This window comes from Azospirillum sp. A23, assembly GCF_042938965.1.
GTDB lineage: Bacteria > Pseudomonadota > Alphaproteobacteria > Azospirillales > Azospirillaceae > Azospirillum > Azospirillum melinis.
The window spans coordinates 45750-59876 of sequence record NZ_CP170667.1; the positions used below are offsets into that span (position 1 = coordinate 45750).

Annotated in this window: 17 protein-coding genes; 12 read left to right on the plus strand and 5 right to left on the minus strand. The window is 68.0% G+C overall.

Going from position 1 to position 14127, the window contains the following annotated elements; translation table 11 throughout:
- The first annotated feature begins 255 nt into the window (after positions 1 to 255).
- The 4 genes from sdhC to ABNQ40_RS17560 are packed head-to-tail and all read left to right on the plus strand — an operon-like array spanning position 256 to position 3645.
- Positions 256 to 645, plus strand: coding sequence for a succinate dehydrogenase, cytochrome b556 subunit (sdhC, locus tag ABNQ40_RS17545; RefSeq protein WP_109051845.1), 390 nt, complete (start codon positions 256 to 258; stop codon positions 643 to 645).
- 11 nt (positions 646 to 656) lie between these two features.
- Positions 657 to 1052 carry a succinate dehydrogenase, hydrophobic membrane anchor protein gene (gene sdhD, locus ABNQ40_RS17550; protein WP_098738834.1) on the plus strand — a complete coding sequence of 132 codons (396 nt, stop codon included), beginning with the start codon at positions 657 to 659 and terminating at the stop codon, positions 1050 to 1052.
- A 5-nt stretch (positions 1053 to 1057) separates the two neighbouring features.
- Complete coding sequence (gene sdhA, locus ABNQ40_RS17555; protein WP_109051846.1) at positions 1058 to 2842, plus strand: succinate dehydrogenase flavoprotein subunit; 1785 nt, start codon at positions 1058 to 1060, stop codon at positions 2840 to 2842.
- 26 nt (positions 2843 to 2868) lie between these two features.
- Positions 2869 to 3645 (plus strand): succinate dehydrogenase iron-sulfur subunit, encoded by a 777-nt coding sequence (locus ABNQ40_RS17560; RefSeq protein ID WP_109051847.1) that lies wholly within the window; start codon positions 2869 to 2871, stop codon positions 3643 to 3645.
- Positions 3646 to 3711: 66 nt separating this feature from the next.
- Here the strand turns inward: ABNQ40_RS17560 and ABNQ40_RS17565 are convergent, their stop codons facing one another.
- Entirely contained in the window at positions 3712 to 3921 is a 210-nt protein-coding gene (locus tag ABNQ40_RS17565) for a hypothetical protein (protein WP_109051848.1), read from the minus strand.
- Positions 3922 to 4147: 226 nt separating this feature from the next.
- Between ABNQ40_RS17565 and ABNQ40_RS17570 the strand changes: the two genes are divergently transcribed.
- On the plus strand, positions 4148 to 4996 hold the full coding sequence (locus tag ABNQ40_RS17570; RefSeq protein WP_109051849.1) for a branched-chain amino acid aminotransferase: 849 nt from the start codon (positions 4148 to 4150) through the stop codon (positions 4994 to 4996).
- On the opposite strand, the gene ABNQ40_RS17575 is transcribed toward ABNQ40_RS17570, so the two are convergent.
- Together ABNQ40_RS17575 and ABNQ40_RS17580 are read right to left on the minus strand one after the other, a co-directional pair.
- Positions 4972 to 5277, minus strand: coding sequence for a hypothetical protein (locus ABNQ40_RS17575; RefSeq protein ID WP_109051850.1), 306 nt, complete (start codon positions 5275 to 5277; stop codon positions 4972 to 4974). The genes ABNQ40_RS17570 and ABNQ40_RS17575 overlap by 25 nt on opposite strands.
- Before the next feature lie 89 nt (positions 5278 to 5366).
- Positions 5367 to 5999, minus strand: coding sequence for a helix-turn-helix transcriptional regulator (locus ABNQ40_RS17580; protein ID WP_042701266.1), 633 nt, complete (start codon positions 5997 to 5999; stop codon positions 5367 to 5369).
- A 162-nt stretch (positions 6000 to 6161) separates the two neighbouring features.
- Here ABNQ40_RS17580 and ABNQ40_RS17585 point away from each other — a divergent pair, with 162 nt between their 5' ends.
- The 6 genes from ABNQ40_RS17585 (at position 6162) to ABNQ40_RS17610 (ending at position 12275) form a co-directional block, all read left to right on the plus strand.
- Positions 6162 to 6566 (plus strand): hypothetical protein, encoded by a 405-nt coding sequence (locus tag ABNQ40_RS17585; protein WP_391348391.1) that lies wholly within the window; start codon positions 6162 to 6164, stop codon positions 6564 to 6566.
- Positions 6563 to 6961 carry a hypothetical protein gene (locus ABNQ40_RS17590; protein ID WP_391348394.1) on the plus strand — a complete coding sequence of 133 codons (399 nt, stop codon included), beginning with the start codon at positions 6563 to 6565 and terminating at the stop codon, positions 6959 to 6961. Before ABNQ40_RS17585 ends, ABNQ40_RS17590 begins: the two co-directional genes overlap by 4 nt.
- Positions 6940 to 8481, plus strand: coding sequence for a portal protein (locus ABNQ40_RS17595; RefSeq protein WP_391348396.1), 1542 nt, complete (start codon positions 6940 to 6942; stop codon positions 8479 to 8481). The genes ABNQ40_RS17590 and ABNQ40_RS17595 overlap by 22 nt, the downstream gene beginning before the upstream one ends.
- Positions 8474 to 8773: a hypothetical protein gene (locus ABNQ40_RS17600; RefSeq protein WP_391348399.1), complete on the plus strand. Its 300-nt coding sequence runs from the start codon at positions 8474 to 8476 to the stop codon at positions 8771 to 8773. The genes ABNQ40_RS17595 and ABNQ40_RS17600 overlap by 8 nt, the downstream gene beginning before the upstream one ends.
- 44 nt (positions 8774 to 8817) lie before the next feature.
- A complete protein-coding gene (locus tag ABNQ40_RS17605; protein ID WP_391348402.1) occupies positions 8818 to 9633 on the plus strand; it encodes a hypothetical protein in 816 nt (271 codons plus the stop codon).
- A gap of 242 nt (positions 9634 to 9875) precedes the next feature.
- Positions 9876 to 12275 carry an EAL domain-containing protein gene (locus ABNQ40_RS17610; protein WP_391348405.1) on the plus strand — a complete coding sequence of 800 codons (2400 nt, stop codon included), beginning with the start codon at positions 9876 to 9878 and terminating at the stop codon, positions 12273 to 12275.
- Here the strand turns inward: ABNQ40_RS17610 and ABNQ40_RS17615 are convergent.
- Positions 12261 to 12791, minus strand: a complete 531-nt coding sequence (locus ABNQ40_RS17615) for a metallophosphoesterase family protein (protein ID WP_109051867.1) — start codon at positions 12789 to 12791, stop codon at positions 12261 to 12263. The two genes, ABNQ40_RS17610 and ABNQ40_RS17615, sit on opposite strands and share 15 nt — an antisense overlap.
- Positions 12792 to 12868: 77 nt before the next feature.
- The gene (locus ABNQ40_RS17620; protein WP_098738845.1) at positions 12869 to 13105 is read right to left on the minus strand and encodes a DUF4170 domain-containing protein; all 237 of its coding nucleotides are present in this window, start codon (positions 13103 to 13105) and stop codon (positions 12869 to 12871) included.
- Between the two features lie 238 nt (positions 13106 to 13343).
- Between ABNQ40_RS17620 and ABNQ40_RS17625 the strand changes: the two genes are divergently transcribed.
- On the plus strand, positions 13344 to 14042 hold the full coding sequence (locus ABNQ40_RS17625) for a cytochrome b/b6 domain-containing protein (protein WP_109051868.1): 699 nt from the start codon (positions 13344 to 13346) through the stop codon (positions 14040 to 14042).
- The last annotated feature ends 85 nt before the right edge of the window (positions 14043 to 14127 follow it).

Genomic DNA, 14127 nt, shown 5'->3' on the forward strand with positions numbered 1-14127 from the left:
CCCGGACTGTCCTCATTGGCTGGTATTACCACAGGACCCGAAGCCCGTTTCTTTTCAGCCACTTCCCGCGCTGCGCCAAAATCGTCACACCAGCACTTTCGGCCACCCCCCGCCGTTGACTCGGATGCTGCGTGAGCGTAATTCATTGCGCCAACCAATAGGACGGGACAGCCGTCTCAAAAGGGCACGCACCACCCAGCCGCCGCGGCAATCGTCATGTTGCGCCGCGTCCGGCCGCGAACAGAGGACGACGCAATGGCAAACGGCAGCGGTCGGCCGCTCTCCCCGCACCTTCAAGTCTACAAACTCCCGTTGACCGCAATCATGTCCATCACGCACCGCATCACGGGCGTGGGGCTGGCTGTGGGCACGCTTCTGCTGGTCTGGTGGCTGGTCGCCGCCGCTGCCGGTCCGGAAGCGTTTGCGCGCGCGCAGGGCTTCATCGGTTCCTTCTTCGGCCTGCTGCTGATGTTCGGCTGGTCGGCGGCGCTGTACTACCACCTGTGCAACGGCATCCGCCATCTGGTCTGGGACGCCGGCAAGTCGTTCGAGCTGACCGATGCCGACCGCAACAACAAGGTCGTCCTCGGCGCGACGGCAGTGCTGACCGTGCTGACCTGGATCGTCGGTCTGGCCGTGTGGTGAGGAGATAAGACATGGCGTCCAATAGCAAGACCCTCCGCTCGCCGTTGCAGGTCGCACGCGGTCTGGGTTCCGCCAAGCATGGCACCGAACACTGGTGGTCGCAGCGTCTGACCGCGATTGCCCTGGTCCCGCTGACCGTCTGGTTCGTCTTCGGCGTCATCCGTCATCTGGGTGCCGATCACGCCGCCTTCATTGCCTGGATGAAGTCGCCCTTCTCGGCCGTGATGATGATCCTCACCGCCGTGGTCACCTTCCACCACGCCCAGTCCGGGCTTCAGGTGGTCATCGAGGACTACGTGCATGCCGAATGGCAGAAGATGGCGCTGATCATCGGCGTCAAGTTCCTGTCCTTCGCCCTGGCGGCCGCCTGCGTGCTGGCCGTCGTGAAGATCTTCATCGGAGCCTGACGACCATGGCGACCGCCTACAACATCATCGACCACACCTATGACGTCGTCGTCGTCGGCGCCGGCGGCGCCGGTCTGCGCGCCACCTTCGGCATGGCCGAAAAGGGCCTGAAGACCGCCTGCATCACCAAGGTGTTCCCGACCCGCTCCCACACCGTGGCGGCGCAGGGCGGCATCTCGGCCGCCCTCGGCAACATGGGCGAGGACGACTGGCGCTACCACATGTACGACACCGTGAAGGGGTCGGACTGGCTGGGCGACCAGGACGCCATCGAGTACATGTGCCGCGAGGCCATCCCGGCGATCATCGAGCTGGAGCACTACGGCGTGCCCTTCTCGCGCACGCCGGAAGGCAAGATCTACCAGCGCGCCTTCGGCGGCATGACCGCGCAGTACGGCAAGACCCAGGCCTATCGCACCTGCGCCGCCGCCGACCGCACCGGCCACGCCATCCTGCACACCCTCTACCAGCAGTCGCTGAAGCATGAGGCGGAGTTCTTCGTCGAATACTTCGCGCTCGACCTCATCATGGAGGACGGCGTCTGCAAGGGTGTGCTGGCCTGGAACCTGGACGACGGCACGCTGCACCGCTTCCGCGGCCAGCTGGTGGTGCTGGCGACCGGCGGCTACGGCCGCGCCTACTTCTCGGCGACCTCGGCCCACACCTGCACCGGCGACGGCGGTGGCATGGTGCTGCGCGCCGGCCTGCCGCTGCAGGACATGGAGTTCGTGCAGTTCCACCCGACCGGCATCTACGGCTCCGGCTGCCTCATCACCGAGGGCGTGCGCGGCGAGGGCGGATACCTGACCAACTCCAACGGCGAGCGCTTCATGGAGCGCTATGCCCCGTCGGCCAAGGATCTGGCGTCGCGCGACGTCGTGTCCCGCTCGATGACCATCGAGATCCGCGAAGGCCGCGGCGTGGGTGAGCACAAGGACCACATCCACCTGCACCTGGAGCATCTCCCGCCGGAGATCATCCACCAGCGCCTGCCCGGCATCGCCGAGACGGCCAAGATCTTCGCCGGCGTGGACGTCACGAAGGAGCCGATCCCGGTTCTGCCGACCGTCCACTACAACATGGGCGGCATCCCGACCAACGTTCACTGCGAGGTGCTGTCGCCGACCGCTTCGAACCCGGATCAGGTGGTGCCGGGTCTGATGGCCATCGGCGAGGCCGCCTGCGTGTCGGTGCACGGCGCCAACCGCCTGGGCTCCAACTCGCTGCTCGATCTGGTGGTGTTCGGCCGTGCGGCCGCCATCCGCGCCGCCGAGATCGTCCAGCCGGGCAAGGCTCCGTCGGTCAAGCCGGATGCTTGCGACAAGGCGCTGGAGCGGTTCGACCGCATCCGCAACGCCAAGGGCTCGATCAAGTCGGCCGACCTGCGGCTGGACATGCAGCGGACGATGCAGAACAACTGCGCCGTCTTCCGCACCGGCGAGGTCCTGGACGAGGGCGTCAAGAAGATCGACGCGGTCTATGCCAAGAAGGGCGAGATCGCCATCTCCGACCGTTCGCTGGTCTGGAACTCCGATCTGGTCGAGGCGCTGGAGCTGGACAACCTGCTGGGTCAGGCGGTCGCCACTCTGCATTCCGCCCAGAACCGTCCGGAAAGCCGCGGCGCCCATGCCCGTGAGGACTATCCGAACCGCGACGACGAAGGCTGGATGAAGCATACCGTCATCTGGGTCGCGGACAATGGCGAGACGAAGATCGATTACCGCCCGGTCCACATGTACACGCTGACCGATGAGGTCGAGGTCTTCCCGCCCAAGGCCCGTGTGTACTAAGGCCCGCCGGATAAAGGAAATCAGCCATGGTTGAATTCAACCTGCCAGCCAACTCCAAGGTCGGCGTCGGCAAGACCGTCAACGTCGCGAGCGGCGCCAAGCGGGCCAAGACCTTCAAGATCTACCGCTGGAACCCGGACGACGGCCAGAACCCGCGCGTCGACTCCTATGTGGTCGACCTCGACAAGTTCGGGCCGATGATCCTCGACGCGATCATCTACATCAAGAATCAGGTCGACAGCACGCTGACCTTCCGGCGCTCCTGCCGCGAGGGCATCTGCGGGTCGTGCGCGATGAACATCGACGGCACGAACACGCTGGCCTGCCTGAAGGCGATCGACGAGGTCCCGGGCGACGTCAAGATCTACCCGCTGCCGCACATGCCGGTGGTGAAGGATCTGGTCCCCGACCTGAAGCACATCTACGCCCAGCTCGCCTCGATCAAGCCGTGGCTGCAGTCGCAGTCCCCGGCCCCGAGCCGCGAGCGGCTGCAGTCGCCGGAGGACCGCGCCAAGCTGGACGGCCTCTACGAGTGCATCCTGTGCTTCTGCTGCTCGACCTCCTGCCCCAGCTACTGGTGGAACGGCGACCGGTATCTCGGCCCGTCGATCCTGCTCCAGGCCTATCGCTGGATCGCCGACAGCCGCGACGAGATGACGGGCGAGCGCCTCGACAACCTCGAGGATCCGTTCCGTCTCTACCGCTGCCATACCATCATGAACTGCACCAAGGCGTGCCCGAAGGGTCTGAACCCCGCCAAGGCCATCGCCGAGATCAAGAAGCTGATGGTTGCGCGCCGCTGATCGCGGATAAGCGTTTGCGACATGGAAAAGGCGCCCCCTCGGGGGCGCCTTTTTCGTTTCCGGTGCTTAGACGAAATCCGGGTCGGTCGGGCGCGATGGCGGAAGGTCGTTGCCGGGAGCCGGGCTGTCGGTGGTGCCGGGGCCGCCGGGATTGGGCAGGTCGGGGTTGTCGGTGCCCGGCAGATCGACGCCGGGAATGTCCTCGTGCGGGCCGGGGAATGGGCCGGAGGAGACGTTGGGCGGGGCGGCGCTGAGGCCGGGATCGGTGATCGGCATGAGGTAACTTCCCTCCGTCGGTGGATTGCGGTTGCTCGCTCTCCCCTATCAACGGCCGAAGCCGCAATCCGCTCCATCGCACGGGACGATTGCGTGCGCACCGGTTGACCGATGGCGGCGAGGGGGTATGCTCTTCGGGAGATCACCAACGACGACGAACCACGAATGGGCGGTGCCGGCCGGCGGCGCCCAGCGTACGTACACATTCTAGGGAAGGACCAAAATCATGGGCGGCATGGCAGGCCAGGCGTGGAGCTGGATCCAGGGCGAGTGGGTGGAAGGCAATCCGCCGATCGTCGGACCGCTGTCCCACACGCTGTGGCTCTCTTCGACGGTCTTCGACGGCGCGCGCGCCTTCCAGGGCGTGGCCCCCGACCTGGACCTGCACTGCGCCCGCGCCATCCGGTCCGCCCAGGTGATGGGGCTGGAGCCGATGGTCACCGCCGGCGAGATCGAAGAGCTGTGCTGGGACGGCATCCGCCGTTTCTCCAAGGAAGCCGAACTGTACATCCGTCCGATGTTCTACGCCGACGACGGCTTCGTCGCCCCGGCGCCGGAGAGCACGCGCTTCGTCCTGTCGATCTACGAGGACCCGCTGCCGCAGCCGACCGGTTTCGCCGCCTGCATATCCACCCGCCGCCGGCCGATCCCGACCATGGCCCCGACCGAGGCCAAGGCCGCCTGTCTCTACCCCAATGCCGGTCTGGCGCTGACAGAAGCGCGCAAGCGCGGCTTCCAGAACGCCATCATGCTGGACGCCATCGGCAATGTGGCGGAGTTCGCCACCTCCAACATCTTCATCGCTAAGAATGGCGTCGTGAGGACGCCGGTGCCGAACGGCTGCTTCCTGAACGGCATCACCCGCCAGCGTGTCATCGGCCTGCTGCGCAACGACGGCGTGACGGTGGAGGAATGCACCCTGACGCCGCAGGACGTTCTGGAGGCTGACGAGGTCTTCTCCACCGGCAACCACGCCAAATGCGTGCCGGTGATCAAGGTGGAGGACCGCAGCCTTGCGGTGGGACCGCTGTTCCAGCGGGCGCGGGCGCTCTATTGGGAATATGCGTTCCGCTGATCGAGCAGCGCCACCGCCGCCCGGCGGTGATGGGCCAGCGTGGCGGCCAGCCGGGCCAGCCACGCGTCGGTCCGGCAGCTTGCGGCGGTCAGTGCGCCGCGACGCCGGGCGGCGGCAAGCCGTGCTTCCGCTGCGAGTGTGCTGTGCAGGCGGAGCGTTGCAGCGCGTTTGATCGCGTTGGCGCGGTTGGGGCCGCCAAGCAGAGCGGAGCGAAGCTCCTGCTTCGGCGGCTTGGCGTCATGGGTGCGGTGAAGGCTGTCCAAGCTGGCGGCACGGTCCATGGAATGGACGGTACCGCCTGTCGGGATGTACAGTAAAGGGAAAATTTCCTAGGACTGGACGGTGACCGTGGAGGCGTTTGCCCCCACGGTCACTGGCTTGCCCAGATGATCCGCGCCATCCAGGCGACGTCCGACAGCGGGATGCTGCGGTCGGGGTGGGCGCGGTTGATCGACAGCAGTTCGATCTTGGTCGCCGTCTCGCGGATCAGCTGCTTGGCCATCACCTCACCGCCCTTGGTGCGGACGACGACGCGGTCGTTGCGGCGGATCTGCGCGGCAGGCGAGACGATGATGGTGTCGCCATCGCGATAGACCGGCTCCATGCTGTCGCCGGAGATCTCCAGCGCATAGGCATGCGGGTCGCCAAGGCTGGGAAACAGCAGCTCGTCCCAGCCGCTGCCGGCGGGGAAGCCGGCATCGTCGAAATAGCCGGCCGACCCGGCCTGGGCATAGCCGATCACCGGAACCCGTTGCAGCGGGGTGGTGCCGGCGCCGTCGCCGACCAGCGACACGAATTCCGACAAGGAAGCGCCGGTGGCGTCCAGCACCTTGGAGATGCTTTCCGTCGACGGCCAGCGCAGCTTGCCGTCGTTGGTCGTGCGCTTGCTCTTGTTGAAGGTGGTCGGGTCCAGTCCGGCGCGCCGCGCCAGCCCGGAGGCGGAGAGCCCGTGCTGTGCCGCGAGGCGGTCGATGGCCCGCCAGATGTCCGTATGTTTCAGCATGGGACGATAATCTCATAAAGCGGCGACAGCGTCCCTAGGAACTTTTTCATAAAACCATTGACCGCGGGCAGTGGGCGGAACATAACGCAAACAGAAGACGCGGCCGCGACGCAGGTCCGGCGCCTCCCTTTTCAAAAAATCCGAAGCCGCAAGGAGACCAGCATGCTGCGTCCGGCCGCCCCCGCTTTGCCCGCAACCAGCGTTTCCCGGACCGTTCCATTGAAACCGGAGCCCTACAGCGTCGAGGGCGAACCCTTTGCCGACGCGGAGGAGGCGTGGTTCTGGGCGGTGCAGGCGCATGATGCCAAGACGGCCGGTGCGAGGATCGTCGCGGGCTGTGGGCAGGTCGCGCGGCCCTGCGAGCCGCAAGACCTTCTTCATGTGGTCGACCGCCTGTACCGGGCGCGCAAGCTGATGCGCGACCACCTGCATGTGCTGGTCCATTACGGCCGCCGCCAGAGCGCGCCGGAACCGGACCGCTTCCGCGAACAGCGGGCCCATTCGCTGTGGCAGGAGGCGTTCACCGTGATCGCCCCGGCGCTGCGCAAAAAAGGCATTGCGCGATGAGCGCCACCCCCTGGACCGCGGCCTGGATCGTCTATCGCGGCGATTCACCTCTGTGGTGGCTGCGGTTGCTGAAGCCGGGCTTCCGCCACTGTCTGGTCCTGCTGACCGACGGTCGGCGCTGGGTGGCGGTCGATCCGCTGGCCGGCTTCACCGATATCGCGGTGCTGGACCTGCCCGCCGACTTCGACCTGCCGGGCTGGTACCGCGCCCAGGGGCTGACGGTCGACGCCGCCCCGCTGCGCCGCCCGGCCGGCACCGCTCCCTGGGGGCCCTTCACCTGCGTCGAGGCGGTCAAGCGCCTGATCGGCCTGCGCGCCCGCCGGGTGCTGACCCCCTGGCAACTGCACCGCCATCTGACTGGAGGAGACCGCGCATGCCCGCATCCGCAGCCGTGAAACCGCCCGCCCGGCGGAAGGGTGACCTGTCGGAACCGGAAGCCCTGCTGGACCGCTACCGCGTCGCCCGCGACCGGCGCGGCGTATGGGAAAGCCATTGGCAGGAATGCTACGACCATGCGCTGCCCAACGGGCGACCCTTCCGCGGCGGCGGCACGCCGGGCGAACGCCGGGTCGACCGGCTGTTCGACGGCACCGCCCCCGATGCGGTGGAGCAGCTGGCCGCCAGCCTGCTGTCGGAACTGACGCCGCCCTGGTCGCGCTGGTTCGGCTTCCAGCCCGGTCCCACCCTGACCGGAGCGGAGCGCGACCGTGTCGCTCCGCTGCTCGACCGTGCCGCAGGCATCGTCCAGGCGCATTTCGACCGCTCCAACTTCGCGGTGGAGATTCATCAATCCTTCCTCGACCTCGTTGCCGTCGGCACCGCCAGCCTCCTGATGGAGGAGGCCGCCCCCGGCGCCCCGTCCAGCCTGCGCTTCACCGCCGTGCCGCTGGCCGAGGCGGTTTTGGAGGAGGGGCCGGACGGACGGCTCGACGCCACCTTCCGCCGCAGCGAGGCGACGCTGGCCCAGATTCTCCAGCGCTTCCCCGGTGCCGACCTGCCGGATGAGGTGCGGAAGCAGGCGGCCGGGGATCCCGACAGCCGTTTCCCCCTGGTCGAGGCGGTGCTGCCCGACGGTACAGCCTATCGCTGGGGCGTGGTGCTGGACAGCGGGCTGGCCGAGCCGTCCTGGCTGGCGCAGGGGCGCTTCGCCCAGTCGCCCTTCGTCAATTTCCGCTGGCTCAAGGCACCCGGCGAAACCTATGGCCGGTCACCGGTAATGAAGGCGCTGCCCGACATCAAGACCGCCAACAAGGTGGTGGAGCTGGTGCTGAAGAATGCCTCCATCGCCGTCACCGGCATCTGGCAGGCCGACGACGACGGGGTGCTGAACCCCACCACCATCCGGCTGGTGCCCGGCACCATCATCCCCAAGGCGGTCGGGTCCGCCGGCCTGACGCCGCTGGCCAATCCCGGCCGGTTCGACGTGTCGCAGCTGGTGCTGGACGATCTGCGCGGCCGCATCCGCCATGCGCTGCTGGTCGACCGGCTGGGGCCGGTGGAGTCGGCGCGGATGACCGCGACCGAGGTGCTGGAACGCTCGGTCGAGATGGCGCGGCTGCTGGGCGCCACCTATGGCCGCTTGCAGGCGGAGCTGATGACGCCGCTGGTGCTGCGGGCGGTGTCGATCCTGCGCCGGCGCGGCGAGATCCCCGACATCACGGTGGACGGCCGTCTGGTGGAGTTGCAGCACCGCTCCCCGCTCGCCCAGGCCCAGGCCCAGCGCGACGTGCAGGCGACCCTGCGCTGGCTGGACAGCGTCAAGGCGCTGGGGCCGGAGGCGGAGGCCACGGTGGACGCGGCGGCGACCGCCCATTGGCTGGGCGAGGCCTTCGGCGTGCCGGCCAAGCTGATGCGGGCGCAGGTTGCCGGTGCCGGGCTGGGCGCCGGAGCGGGTGCCGGTGGCTCCAATGGCTGATCGCCCGATGGCTGACAGCCCGATGATCGAGCAGGCCGGCTGGGACTGGCTGGAGGCGACGCTTCCTGCCGGTCCGCAAACCGCTGCGGCAGCGGACGCCGACCCGGCGCCCAGCTTCGCCCGCTGCTTCGCCGGATGCGACGGAGGGCGGGTGCTGGCGGTGCTGCGGGCAATGACGCTCGACCGCGCGCTGGGTCCCGACGCGCCGGAAGCGGCGCTGCGTCACCTCGAAGGACAGCGCCAGCTGGTCGCCACCATCCTCGCGCTGGTCGCGCGGGGACGGGCCGGCTGACCGGCGGTTCTGCCGCCCCTTTTTCCCCTTCCTTGCAGGAGTTGATGATGGCCGACACTCTGCTGACCGAATCCGCCGCTCCCGCCGACACGGTGCCGCCGCTGCCGGTTCCGGAGAAATTCCGCGATCCCAAGACCGGCGCCCTGCGGGTCGAAGCCCTGCTGAAATCCTATCTGGAGCTGGAGCGCCGCCTGTCGTCGCAGGGCCAGTCCCGGCAGGCACCGCCGGACACCGCGTCCGAGTTGCTTCCGCAGACTGCTCCCTTCGATCCGGCCAGCTTCGATTTGGCCAGCTTCGATTTGACCGCGCTCGACCCGGCACAGCGCCGCCAACTGCTGGGAGCGCCCGAGACGCCGGACGGTTACTGCATCGCCTGCGACCATGGCCTGTTCCAGCCCGACCCGGAAATCAACGGCCGCCTGCACGAAGCCGGCTACACCGCGGATCAGGCTCAGCTTCTCTATGATCTCGCCGCCGAACGGATGGTGCCGCTGATCCAGACCATGGCCGCCGAATTCCAGGCGGAGCGCGAGGTCGAGAGGCTGGTCTCCCGGTTCGGCGGAGAGGAGCGCTGGCGCGAGGTGTCGCGGCAGCTCCTGGCCTGGGCCGGCAAGACCCTGCCGCCGGCCGCGGTGGAAGGGTTGGCGACCACCTACGAAGGTGTCATGGCGCTCTATGCGATGATGACCGGCAGCGAGCCGGCGGCGCTCTCGATGGCCGGCAACCGCGCGGGCGGCGGCGAGGGCGAGGTGGAATTGCGCACCCTGATGCGTGACCCGCGTTATTGGCGGGATCGCGATCCTGCGGTGATTGCCCGCGTTACCGAAGGCTTCCAGCGCCTTTATCCCGGCCAGGGGTGAGGTGAAGCGGTGCCGGCCGTTCTCCCCCGCCGCTCGCTGTCCGGCGGTGGAGTGGCAGGGGGGACCGGAAGGCGGAGCAGAGACAAAGCGTCGCAGCATGCAACCTTCGTATAGGTTGGACAGACGTATCTTGCGCGTGCGAAGAAAAATTGCGTTGCACGACTGAAACGAAGTCGTCACCTTTCCTTTCACATGACTAACCGTCCGTTTATCGAACGGACCAGAGAGCGACGCCAAGCCCGATGACGCTGCGCCGCAAGATCCGCTGGCTGACCTGGATCGGCCTGATCGGCTGCCTGATGGCGGCGATCCCCGCGCTCTACCTGCTGCGGCAGGGCATGATCGCCGAGCGGGGCCAGCTTGCTGCCGCCCTGGTGGAGTCCGCCGGGCTGCTTCTGCAGGATCTGGAACGGTCGGCGGCATCCGGTGCGATCTCCGGCGACGAGGCGCGCGACCGGGCGCGGACGGCCCTGCTGGCCCTGTCGGCCAAACCCTTTCATGTCAAATTTTTCACGGACGGCGTCGTCCCGCCGAACTGGCCGGCCATCGACCGCGCGGTGACGGCGGAGGGGCGCTTCGAAGCCTGGGGCTGGACCATCGCCGCCGCCGGCGACATCGGCGACCTCGACCGCGATTTCCTGATCGAGGCGTCGGGCTTCCTGCTGTTCCTGGCGGCGTTGCTGGTGCTGAGCTGGCCGGGATCGCTGTTCCTGTCGCAGCATGTGGTCGGGCCGCTGGAAGCGCTGTCGGACCGCATGCGCCTGCTGACGGAGGGGCGGACCGACATCGACATTCCCGGCCGCGAGCGCCGCGACGAATTCGGTGCGATGGCCCGCGCCATGGAGTTCTTCCGCCGCGCCGCCATCGCCCTGATCGAGCGGGACGAGCGGCTGGCCGGCATCATGAACAATGTCGGCGAGGCGATCCTGCTGGTCGATGGCCGCGGCCGCATCGAGGAACACAACCCCGCCGCCGTCGCCCTGTTCGGCGTGCCTGCCGGGGAACTGCGCGGCCGGCCGCTGTCCAGGCTGTTCGCCGCCTCCGACCGGGCGCGGATCGATGCGCTGCTGGCCGGAATGGCTGCCGACACCGGCGTGCCCGAGCCGGTGCGGGAGGAGGCGCTGGGGATCGAACGTGCCGGAAGCGGCGGGCGGATCGAGGCGTCGCTCAGCGTCTCGCCGCTGGTGGTGCAGGGGCGGCGCGGCTTCGTCTGCGCGCTGGCCGACGTGACCGAGCGGGTGCGTCACGAACGCGAACTGATGCGGCTGGCCACCCGCGACCGGCTGACCGGCCTGCCCAACCGCGCGATGATCGAATCGCTGCTGGAAGCGGCGGTGGAGCGCAGTCGCCGTTACCGGCGCCCCTTCGCCGTGCTGTGCCTGGACCTGTCGCGCTTCAAGCTGATCACCGACACGCTGGGCCATCAGGCCGGCGACGCGCTGTTGCAGGAGGTTGCGCAACGGATCGTCGCCTCGGTGCGCGCCGCCGATCTGGTCGGCCGCATCGGCACCGACGATTTCGCCGTGCTGCTCGAGGAAATCCGCGATGCCGACGAGGCGGCGGCGATTGCCGGGCGCATTCTGGACGCCTTCGACGCGCCGGTCACCCTGCCGGGCTGCGAGCATTACGTCCGGCCGGCGGTCGGCATCGCCGTCTACCCGACCGATCTTGCCGGGGTCGGCGCCGCCGAGGGACACGAGGGACACAAGGACGGCGACGACCCGCAGGCGCTTCTGCGCGCGGCCGAGACGGCGCTCTATGCCGCCAAGCGGATGGGGGGACGCCGCCATGCCTTCTTCCGCCCGGAACTGGCCGAGCAGGCGCGGCGTCAGCTGGCGCTGGACGGCGATCTGCGGGCGGCGCTGGCGCTGAAGCAGTTCCGCCTGCATTACCAGCCCAAGGTGTCGCTGATCGACTACTCGCTGGAAGGGTTCGAGGCGCTGCTGCGCTGGGAGAAGCCGGGGCAAGGCCAGAACCAGGGCCAGGGAACCATGATCCCGCCCGGCGAGTTCATCCCGGTGGCCGAGGAGACCGGCTTCATCGTCCCGCTCGGCGACTGGGTGCTGGACGAGGCCTGCCGCCAGATGCGCGAATGGCTCGATGCCGGGATGGAGCCGGTGCCGGTCGCCGTCAACATCTCGCCCAAGCATCTGCGCAACCGCAGCGCCGAGGATTTCCGCCGCATCATCGACCGCCACGGCCTGCCTCCCGGCCTGATCGAACTGGAAATCACCGAAGGCGCGGTGATGCAGGATCTCGATCATGCGCTGGCGGTGCTGGCGGCGTTGAAGGCGATGGGGATCCGGGTCGCGGTGGACGATTTCGGCACCGGCCACTCCAGCCTGAGCTACCTGAAGCGGTTGCCGATCACCACGCTGAAGATCGACCGCTCCTTCATCAACGGCGTGCCGAACGAGCGTGAGGACGCCGGCATCGTCTCGACCATCATCGCCATGGCCGACATGCTGGGCCTGCATGTGGTCGCCGAAGGGGTCGAGAAGACCGAGCAGGCCAACTTCCTGCGCCACCACAACTGCACCCAGGTCCAGGGCTGGCTGACCGGCCGCCCGGTGCCGGCCGACGCCGCCTGCTGTCTGCTGATGGAGCGTCTGCGGCAGACGGCGGCGTTAGGGGCTGCCTGAAACCGGAACCGCCTTGCGCCGCGGGCGGGGAACCGTTAGTTCGGCCAGGGTGACCGGGCGGAAATTCCAGACATCGACGCCGACGTCGATCTGCCGGGGCTGCGGCTTCAACTGGCCATGGCTGTGGCCGTGCAGGTTCAGCGCCTTGCGGTGCATGCCGTTCCAGGTGCGGAAGGCGTAATGGCACATCACCAGATCGATGCCGTCCAGCGTCAGTTCGGCGTAATGCCCGACGCTGGCCCAGCCGGGCAGCGCCAGCGTTTCCGGGCCGTCGTTGTTGCCGGCGATCAGATGCTTGGTGCCGTTCAGCCGGCCGAGCAGGGCAGCCATGGCGTCGGGCTTCATGTGCAGGGCGAAGTCGCCGAGGTGCCAGACCTCGTCGCCGGGGCCGATGGTGGCGTTCCAGTTCGCCTCCATCGCCGCGTCCATCTCGGCGGTGGATTCGAAGGGGCGGCGGAAACGGCCGCGGGCGCCGCCATGGCCGAAATGGGTGTCGCTGGTGAAGTATACGGTCATCGACCGGTCAACGCCGGCGCGCCGCCGGCGGTTCCCGCAGTTGGGTTCCTCCGTTGGGCGCGCCGCCGGATCCCAACTCAGTGCTTGTGATCGCCCGCCGCCGGGTCGAGGAAGCGGTGCAGATGGACGATGTAGTAGCGGGTGTGGGCGTCGTCGATGGTCTGGCCGGTGGCGCCGCGCCATGCCTTGTAGGCGTCCTCATAGCTCGGGAAGATGCCGACGATGTGCAGCTTCGACGGATCGACGAACTGGTCCGAGTCCGGACGCACGAGTTCGCCGCCGAACACGAGGTGGAGGAGCTGTTTGTCGGGCATGGCGGGGTCCTTATAACCGGGGTGATTGGGGAGTTATGGCTGTCTTTGCGCCGGCAGGCCGGCTGATGCGTCGCATTCTCATATCCGTCGTCCGGGCGGCGCTTCAAGCCTGTTGACACGTCCACCGACCTTTGCCACCACGGGACCGCGGCGTTTTCAGGATCAGGATAAAGAATCCGTCCATTTGCCGCAGATGACGGGGGCCGGAAACATGGCCGAACACTGCGAGGATCGAGCGATGGCAAGTGGTCATACCGCGACTCGGGAGAAACATCGGCGGGAGCTGCGGGTCTGGGACCTGCCGACCCGCCTGTTTCATTGGGCGCTTGTCGCCGCGGTGGCAGTTGCGATTCTGTCGGCCGAGCTTGGTGTGCTTGCCGTTCATATGTTGGCAGGTGAAACAGTTCTGATCCTCGTGCTGTTTCGGCTGGTCTGGGGTGTGGTGGGCAGCCAGACCGCCCGCTTCGCCGAATTCGTGAAGGGACCGGGTGCGATCCGCGACTATCTGAAGCGCTCCCGCGCGGGTGGGGAAGCCGCCTTCACCCTGGGCCACAACCCGCTGGGCGCGCTGATGGTGGTGGCGCTTCTGGTGGTGCTGCTGGTTCAGGCGGGCAGCGGCCTGTTCACCAGCGACGATATTCTGGTCGACGGTCCGCTGGTGCCGCTGGTGTCCGGCGCCACGGTGGCGCTGTTCAGTTCGCTGCACCGGCTGCTCGCCAACGGCATCTTCGTGCTGATCGGGCTGCATGTGGCCGCCGTGTTCTTCTATCTGCTGGTCAGGAAGGACAACCTGATCCGCCCCATGCTCACCGGTCGGAAACCCCTGCCGGCTCGGCTGGCGGCGACGGAGCCACGCCGTGCCCCGGCGGCGCTGGCGCTGGCGATCCTGGCGGCGTCCGCCGGACTGGTCTTCCTGGTGCTGCGCGCAGCTGGCTGACCCTGTCGACGGCTCCTGCCGGGCTGTACGTTGCGATATATGCCGTTGGTTGTGTGCGACAATGCGCCGTCTGGGGCTCGACGCC

What these genes read in the sequence shown, in the direction of transcription:
- sdhC (WP_109051845.1), top strand. Translation starts at nt 256, where the DNA reads ATGGCAAACGGCAGCGGTCGGCCGCTCTCCCCGCACCTTCAAGTCTAC.
- sdhD (WP_098738834.1), top strand. Translation starts at nt 657, where the DNA reads ATGGCGTCCAATAGCAAGACCCTCCGCTCGCCGTTGCAGGTCGCACGC.
- sdhA (WP_109051846.1), top strand. Translation starts at nt 1,058, where the DNA reads ATGGCGACCGCCTACAACATCATCGACCACACCTATGACGTCGTCGTC.
- ABNQ40_RS17560 (WP_109051847.1), top strand. Translation starts at nt 2,869, where the DNA reads ATGGTTGAATTCAACCTGCCAGCCAACTCCAAGGTCGGCGTCGGCAAG.
- ABNQ40_RS17565 (WP_109051848.1), bottom strand. Translation starts at nt 3,921, where the DNA reads ATGCCGATCACCGATCCCGGCCTCAGCGCCGCCCCGCCCAACGTCTCC.
- ABNQ40_RS17570 (WP_109051849.1), top strand. Translation starts at nt 4,148, where the DNA reads ATGGGCGGCATGGCAGGCCAGGCGTGGAGCTGGATCCAGGGCGAGTGG.
- ABNQ40_RS17575 (WP_109051850.1), bottom strand. Translation starts at nt 5,277, where the DNA reads ATGGACCGTGCCGCCAGCTTGGACAGCCTTCACCGCACCCATGACGCC.
- ABNQ40_RS17580 (WP_042701266.1), bottom strand. Translation starts at nt 5,999, where the DNA reads ATGCTGAAACATACGGACATCTGGCGGGCCATCGACCGCCTCGCGGCA.
- ABNQ40_RS17585 (WP_391348391.1), top strand. Translation starts at nt 6,162, where the DNA reads ATGCTGCGTCCGGCCGCCCCCGCTTTGCCCGCAACCAGCGTTTCCCGG.
- ABNQ40_RS17590 (WP_391348394.1), top strand. Translation starts at nt 6,563, where the DNA reads ATGAGCGCCACCCCCTGGACCGCGGCCTGGATCGTCTATCGCGGCGAT.
- ABNQ40_RS17595 (WP_391348396.1), top strand. Translation starts at nt 6,940, where the DNA reads ATGCCCGCATCCGCAGCCGTGAAACCGCCCGCCCGGCGGAAGGGTGAC.
- ABNQ40_RS17600 (WP_391348399.1), top strand. Translation starts at nt 8,474, where the DNA reads ATGGCTGATCGCCCGATGGCTGACAGCCCGATGATCGAGCAGGCCGGC.
- ABNQ40_RS17605 (WP_391348402.1), top strand. Translation starts at nt 8,818, where the DNA reads ATGATGGCCGACACTCTGCTGACCGAATCCGCCGCTCCCGCCGACACG.
- ABNQ40_RS17610 (WP_391348405.1), top strand. Translation starts at nt 9,876, where the DNA reads ATGACGCTGCGCCGCAAGATCCGCTGGCTGACCTGGATCGGCCTGATC.
- ABNQ40_RS17615 (WP_109051867.1), bottom strand. Translation starts at nt 12,791, where the DNA reads ATGACCGTATACTTCACCAGCGACACCCATTTCGGCCATGGCGGCGCC.
- ABNQ40_RS17620 (WP_098738845.1), bottom strand. Translation starts at nt 13,105, where the DNA reads ATGCCCGACAAACAGCTCCTCCACCTCGTGTTCGGCGGCGAACTCGTG.
- ABNQ40_RS17625 (WP_109051868.1), top strand. Translation starts at nt 13,344, where the DNA reads ATGGCAAGTGGTCATACCGCGACTCGGGAGAAACATCGGCGGGAGCTG.